At 41.6% G+C, this 6,259-nt stretch carries 9 protein-coding genes and 1 rRNA gene; 2 read left to right on the top strand and 8 right to left on the bottom strand.

Annotation, left to right across the window (positions count from 1 at the left end; genetic code table 11):
• Positions 1 to 24 precede the first annotated feature (24 nt).
• Positions 25 to 300, top strand: a complete 276-nt coding sequence (locus J2Z48_RS12245) for an AbrB/MazE/SpoVT family DNA-binding domain-containing protein (RefSeq protein WP_307253916.1) — start codon at positions 25 to 27, stop codon at positions 298 to 300.
• 159 nt (positions 301 to 459) lie between these two features.
• Here the strand turns inward: J2Z48_RS12245 and rsmI are convergent, their stop codons facing one another.
• From rsmI to J2Z48_RS15770, 7 genes are all read right to left on the bottom strand, one after another.
• A complete protein-coding gene (gene rsmI / locus J2Z48_RS12250) occupies positions 460 to 1,332 on the bottom strand; it encodes a 16S rRNA (cytidine(1402)-2'-O)-methyltransferase (RefSeq protein ID WP_307253917.1) in 873 nt (290 codons plus the stop codon).
• Positions 1,329 to 1,592 carry a GIY-YIG nuclease family protein gene (locus J2Z48_RS12255; protein WP_307253918.1) on the bottom strand — a complete coding sequence of 88 codons (264 nt, stop codon included), beginning with the start codon at positions 1,590 to 1,592 and terminating at the stop codon, positions 1,329 to 1,331. Before J2Z48_RS12255 ends, rsmI begins: the two co-directional genes overlap by 4 nt.
• A 50-nt stretch (positions 1,593 to 1,642) precedes the next feature.
• The gene (gene yabA, locus J2Z48_RS12260; RefSeq protein WP_307253920.1) at positions 1,643 to 2,017 is read right to left on the bottom strand and encodes a DNA replication initiation control protein YabA; all 375 of its coding nucleotides are present in this window, start codon (positions 2,015 to 2,017) and stop codon (positions 1,643 to 1,645) included.
• Positions 2,018 to 2,059: 42 nt separating this feature from the next.
• Positions 2,060 to 2,860: a PSP1 domain-containing protein gene (locus J2Z48_RS12265; RefSeq protein ID WP_307253921.1), complete on the bottom strand. Its 801-nt coding sequence runs from the start codon at positions 2,858 to 2,860 to the stop codon at positions 2,060 to 2,062.
• A gap of 301 nt (positions 2,861 to 3,161) precedes the next feature.
• Complete coding sequence (gene tmk, locus J2Z48_RS12270) at positions 3,162 to 3,785, bottom strand: dTMP kinase (RefSeq protein WP_307253923.1); 624 nt, start codon at positions 3,783 to 3,785, stop codon at positions 3,162 to 3,164.
• 168 nt (positions 3,786 to 3,953) lie between these two features.
• Complete coding sequence (locus tag J2Z48_RS12275) at positions 3,954 to 5,423, bottom strand: aminotransferase class I/II-fold pyridoxal phosphate-dependent enzyme (protein ID WP_307253924.1); 1,470 nt, start codon at positions 5,421 to 5,423, stop codon at positions 3,954 to 3,956.
• 38 nt (positions 5,424 to 5,461) lie between these two features.
• Entirely contained in the window at positions 5,462 to 5,689 is a 228-nt protein-coding gene (locus tag J2Z48_RS15770; protein ID WP_370872931.1) for a sigma factor G inhibitor Gin, read from the bottom strand.
• A 216-nt stretch (positions 5,690 to 5,905) separates the two neighbouring features.
• Between J2Z48_RS15770 and J2Z48_RS12280 the strand changes: the two genes are divergently transcribed.
• Positions 5,906 to 6,064, top strand: coding sequence for a hypothetical protein (locus tag J2Z48_RS12280; protein WP_307253925.1), 159 nt, complete (start codon positions 5,906 to 5,908; stop codon positions 6,062 to 6,064).
• Positions 6,065 to 6,177: 113 nt separating this feature from the next.
• Here the strand turns inward: J2Z48_RS12280 and rrf are convergent.
• A 5S ribosomal RNA gene (gene rrf / locus J2Z48_RS15800) occupies positions 6,178 to 6,259 on the bottom strand; the annotation flags it as partial.

Here is a 6,259-nt window from a genome sequence, read left to right on the forward strand (position 1 = left end):
GCCAGAATTGAGGGGAGATTTCAAATGCTAAAATCAACTGGTATTGTACGTAAGGTAGACGAGCTAGGTCGTGTTGTAATCCCTATCGAGCTTCGTCGTACGCTAGGCATTGGCGAAAAGGATGCATTGGAGATCTATGTAGACGGTGAGCGTATCGTTCTTAAAAAATATGAGCCTGCCTGCATTTTTACTGGTGAAGTGGACGAAACCGTTCGTTACAAAAACAAAGTCGTTAGCAGAAAGTGCATCGAGGAAATGTATTCTCTCATCGAAGCAAATAATTCCGTAGTCGCTGAGTAATTTGTGCCGCTCTTATATACCATATCATAACAATATTGGTAGATGTTATGAATCACATAAGATTTTCAATTCCAGAACACATAGTATATTTTGATTAAGAAGAAAAAAACCAGTTAAATCTCAAGGCAGGTCATAGAGATTCAGCTGGTTTTTTTGATCCTATGTATGATAAAGATTATAAATCTCTCTTTTTCCCACATCGCGATCCTTCGATGTTTGTAGTATCGCATCTTTTGTACTCATCCCTTGGCGCAGGTAGTGCTCCACATGTTCAATAACTTCTAAACTAGACCACCATGCCGGAGGCTCTTGATTAAATTCAGACTGATCCGCCCCTCCAAAGATACAAACATACTCGCCTCTGACTCCGTTCTCTTTTATATGCGACAAACATTCTGAAAGGGAGCCGCGTAGCCACTCTTCATGTTTCTTCGTTAATTCCCTCGCAATCGCCACTTGGCGATCTCCCCAAGCCTCCATCGCATCAGAAAGCAAGTCAACCAATCGATGAGGCGCCTCATAACTAATCAATGTAACAGGAATTGTCGCCCATTTCTTTAACTCCTTTCTGCGATCTTTTTTCTCTCGCGGAAAAAAGCCTAAAAATAAAAATGGTTGCGGAACCAGTCCCGAAGCAACTAATGCTGTAAGGGCGGCATTCGGACCCGGAATCGGTACTACCGTAATCCCCTCTTCTACTGCCTCTCGAATGACCACCTCGCCTGGATCAGAGATTCCTGGCATCCCAGCATCACTTACTAATGCAATGGATTTCCCTTCCAGAAGTTGTTGAATCAAAAATTTTCCTTTTGACTGCTCATTATGCTCATGATAACTCGTCAGAGGAGTCGAGAACTCAAAAGCAGAAAGTAGCTTTTTCGTATGTCTTGTATCTTCTGCCGCAATTAAATCAACGGTAGCTAAAATCTCCCGAGCTCGTGGAGAGAAGTCTTGTAAATTCCCAATCGGAGTCCCCACGACATATAGGATTCCTGTATTACTCGATCCATCAAAGCTCTTCTGAACCTTCATGTTAACCCTCTTTCTTGAATCAGCCTTAATTTCTGCGACCGTGTCATCTTTTTAATCTCATATTCGCGCCGTTGTGCCCAAGATCGCCCTATTCCTTCCTCCTGATAGACATACGTAACAGGGGTTCTCGCTCTTGTATAATGTGCCCCTTTACCCGAGTTATGAACAGCCAATCGCTTACTAAGATTTGTTGTGCACCCCGTATAAAGAGTTTCATCTTGGCAACGTACGATATAAACATAATAGGGAGTCTCCTTCAATTCCTCACCCCATTTATGAAAAAAACGCTGGGAGACTTTCTTCCCAGACGTTATTCATCAGATATGGTTTTGTTTAAAAAAGCGAGACAGAACAGACAATCACCTTCCGTCCGCATCCGACCATAGTGGACATTGCAAATATGAAAGCCTTCTTCATATAACTTGGTTAGATTATTATAACCCTCTTTGGTTTCTGGTACATCCGCATCTGTATGCTCTGATATGACTGAGGTTGTCGAATTTGATTTCATACCCTTCGATGCTGCTTGCAAATGTTCTTGGTAACGTTGTTTTTCCAATACCAAGCGTGTATTTTCTTCTATCAATTCTCTAACCTGTGCTTTTAAGTTACCTATTTCCTCATATAACTCGCCAATTCGTTCTTCCACCTGAGCAACCTGCTTGAAAATCGCCTGTTTATCCAAGCTACCACCTCGTTACTTCCAGACACGTTTTCCAGATCCATTTTAGGCTTCGAGTGTGACTTCGTCTAAAGAATGCTCTACCGTCTTACCAGAGCTTGCTAATTGTACTTGCACTCGTCTTTCTAACAAATCAAGCAACACAACCTCGCCTGCACCCTCTGGTGTATGTACATGTTCACCAAGGTCAGGTAAAGGTGCGTTTCCTTCGTAGTGATCATTTTCATACTTTAAGCAGCACATCAATCTACCACATAAACCTGAAATCTTCGTAGGATTCAACGATAGATTTTGATCTTTTGCCATTTTTATGGAAACAGGTTCAAAATCCCCTAGAAACGATGAGCAACATAACACTCGACCACAAGGCCCCAGTCCACCCAGCATCTTCGCTTCATCTCTAACTCCGATCTGTCTCAATTCAATGCGAGTCCGAAAAGCCGCTGCTAAATCCCGAACTAGTTCACGAAAGTCCACACGTCCGTCTGCGGTGAAATAGAAAATGATCTTATTTCGATCAAACGTATATTCGGCATCAACTAGCTTCATCACTAAGGAATGGAAAAGAACTTTCTCCTTACAGATTCTGAGAGCTTCCATCGCAGCCTGTTCATTTTCCATCATCTGTCTCGTATCATCGCTTGTGGCAACTCGGATCACTTGTTTCAACGGGAGGACTACTTCGTCCTTTGAAACATAGCGTACACCTACTACCACCTGACCATACTCAATTCCTCTTACTGTCTCCACAACCACAGCGTCCCCTTGCTGGATTAGTAGAGCACCTGGATCAAAAAAATAAATCTTGCCCGCTTGCCTAAAACGGACACCAATAATCTTAAACACTCAAGGATCCCTCCTGCATGCCGCCCAATTCACCTGATGGGGGTTCTTCTGCATGGGGTCAACTGTCACCCTATTCAAAAGATGATGTCTCCATCCCCAACTTGCTCGGGATCTGTCTCACATTCACGCCTGTTTTGAAACAATCTTCAAAAATGAAAATAGAAAAAACATCTATATCATATGGTATATACCGTAGCAATCAATCAGACAGAGGATACTCCCTCTACTCATTCTATCACCTGTTCGTAAACTTCGGCAAACCCTTCTTCTTAAAACAACTTAATTCATGAAGCGTATTCTCCTATGACATAAGCTGTAATATGTCTTGTTTGATTTGCCAGTTTATATCCTCTAACTCTTGATCGCCTTGTATCACCATATATCTATGTGGATATCTTGTGGATAACTCAAGATATCCCTCACGAACACGTTGATGAAATAGGGAATCCCGCTGTTCCATCCGATCCTTATCTCCTCCACGTGCTCGTATCCTGCTCTCGCTTACTTCAGAGGGAATGTCCAATAAGTACGTTCGATGTGGTGTAAGCCCAGAAGTCGCTTTCTCATTAATCGTAAGCACAGTCTCTAACAAAACACCTGCTCCATAGCTTTGATAGGCAACACTAGAATCCACATAGCGATCGCAAAGAACCATTTTCCCTTCTGCCAAAGCAGGCATAATCACTTCACCAACCAGTTGTGCTCTTGATGAGGCATACAAAAGCACCTCTGTTAACATCGACATCTCCTCAAACTCTGGATGTAGCACCAGTTCTCGAATCTCATTTCCAATACGAGTTCCACCTGGCTCACGTACATGAATGTATGAAATTCCCTGATGATCCAACCATTCACATATTCTGCGTATCTGAGTCGTTTTTCCTGCTCCCTCTGGTCCTTCAAAGGATATAAATAAACCTTTCATCGATTCACTCCAATTGATCCGAAAGAACAAAGGCCCATTCAGCACGCTTCGTCTTCCAAATAGTGTCCACATTTTATATAAAATAAGCTTCTGTTTGTACCAACTTTACTTTAACCAACCACTGGAATTATCCTTAGACGCCACTACTACCAAAGTCCCACTTATTAGTTAATCCATAAAGCTATTTTTAACTATATTAACACTAACTTCTGATGTTAGTTGATTTTGATATAACCCTCGAATTCGATATCCAGCTTGATCGGCATCTCTTAGATATTCCATCCATTCGAATGTTAAGCGTTCACCTGGCAAAAGTACCGGAATGCCAGGTGGATAAGGCACAATGGGCTCTGTTATGATCCCTTCTACCGCTTCCTCTAATTTCAATCGATCTTGCGAATACTTCCTGATTTCTTGAAAGGATAACACAAATTCAGTCGTACTCGGTAATTGAAGAGCAAGAGTATTCCTCTCGAATAACTTACTTTCGCGATTTCCCAGCCAGCCATCTAATTCCAGCAACGCTTTTTTTAGTCGAGTCAAAGAGCCTTCAGGATGTGCTAACGAGAAGCAGAACAACACCCGACGATCATCAGCTAATTCAGTATAAATCCCCTTATCTTCTAGAAAAGTTTGCATCTCAATCCCTGACGTTTGTCCACCGCTCGCGATTACCATTTTACAAGGGTCCTGGCGGCATACTAGATGATGTAACGAGTACTCTTGAACCCATCTACACTTGGGGAACGTATCCTTTTTAAACTGATCTAATTCAGTCAGCAATCGTCCAAATAAATTCAGTCCATCTACAGCAACCTGTTTTCGCGCTAAATCTAATGAAGCAAGCAGTGGATAGGAAGGACTACTTGATTGAACCACCCGCAATTGTCGCTCCAGATCATTTATCCTAGCTCGACTGCTCCCTACATGTAACATAGAGCTCATCGTCATCGAACCAAGCATTTTATGAGTCGATTGTACAACGAGATCAGCTCCTTGTGACAACGCAGAATCTGGAAGATCCGGATGGAAACCAAAGTGCGCCCCATGAGCCTCGTCTACCAACAAAGCTACATCAAATTGATGGCAAATATCAGCAATTTCTCTTACCGGTTGGATCACTCCATAATAGCTAGGACTTGTAATGACTACTAGTTTAATCTTATTCTGCCTACATTTTTCCGCCAACCAATCCAGATCTAATGGCTTCTCAAAGCCTGTATACATATCATATGTATCTGTCCAGTAAATAGGCGAAACACCTGCTAGCATGCATCCATGAAATATAGACTGATGACAGCTTCGTTGCAAAATCACTTGGTCTCCAGGCAGGCACATCGTGAGGATACTCGCTATATTTCCGGCCGTACTTCCGCCAACCAGATAAAACGTTTTCCCTGCTCCAAAAGCCTCTGCTGCAAGACACTCAGCTCTGGCAATCACTCCGCTTGGGTGATGAAGATCATCTAAGCCTGTTATCTCAGTTTGATCCATTTGAAGAATCGATTGAAACAAATCATCTTTGTGCTCCACAAAATTTTCGCCCTGCTTATGCCCAGGAACATGATAACTATCTGCCTTCTTTTCTCTATGATGTAACAATGCCTCGTAAATCGGGGTTTCTTGCTGATTTTCCATTTGACTAAACAAACCTCCGTACAAAAAATAAAAGGACTTTAGAAAGTCCCTTCCTCTCTTATATCACTCTCATTTAACCATATCTCTTTCAATCTTGAAACATGGAACAAATACATTTCCGGCTGATCACAATCTGTATTTATGATAATTTGTTCGCAACAGGTGCATATAGGCTTTTCCAACAAGTGTAGCATATCTTCTTGGATGGTATGACATATAATACATGGTTCTTGAAGGTACTCCATTTTAGTTAGCTCTCCATTCATCTCTTTTCCCCCTTGTATCAGAACCTTTTTCTTTATCTTCTATAATTGACTAAATGTTCCTTTTTTATAACCGTACCGTTCAGATTATACATTTTATTATCAATCTATTGAAATGTAACTCCTTATCACTCAGTCAATTTTTGAGAAATTACCTTTTTAGTTGAATAAAAAAGTCGTAATTGTGACATGGTACCTCTTATAGGAGGTATGATCGTCATGATATCTGTCAAACAAGCGATTCCATTCGTTTTTTGTATATTTATTCCGATTTTAACCATATTACGCCTACTTTTTATTTCCCGTAATCGTGCAAATGCTGTAGAAGGACTTTCCCATACGACTGAACAACCTTCCCTACAAACAAATCCAGAGTAAAGAAGTACAGTAGTTGGCTAATCAAGGATTAGACTCCCTGCATAATTCGTTTAGTATAATAAAAGAAGCATCTAGTCCATTTGGATAAACTAGATGCTTCTTTTATTATGTATGCCTGGCGACGTCCTACTCTTCCAGGACCCTGCGGTCCAAGTACCATCGGCGCTGGAGGGCTTAACGGTCGTGTTCGGGATG

The organism is Croceifilum oryzae (assembly GCF_030814315.1).
GTDB classification, from domain to species: domain Bacteria; phylum Bacillota; class Bacilli; order Thermoactinomycetales; family Thermoactinomycetaceae; genus Baia; species Baia oryzae.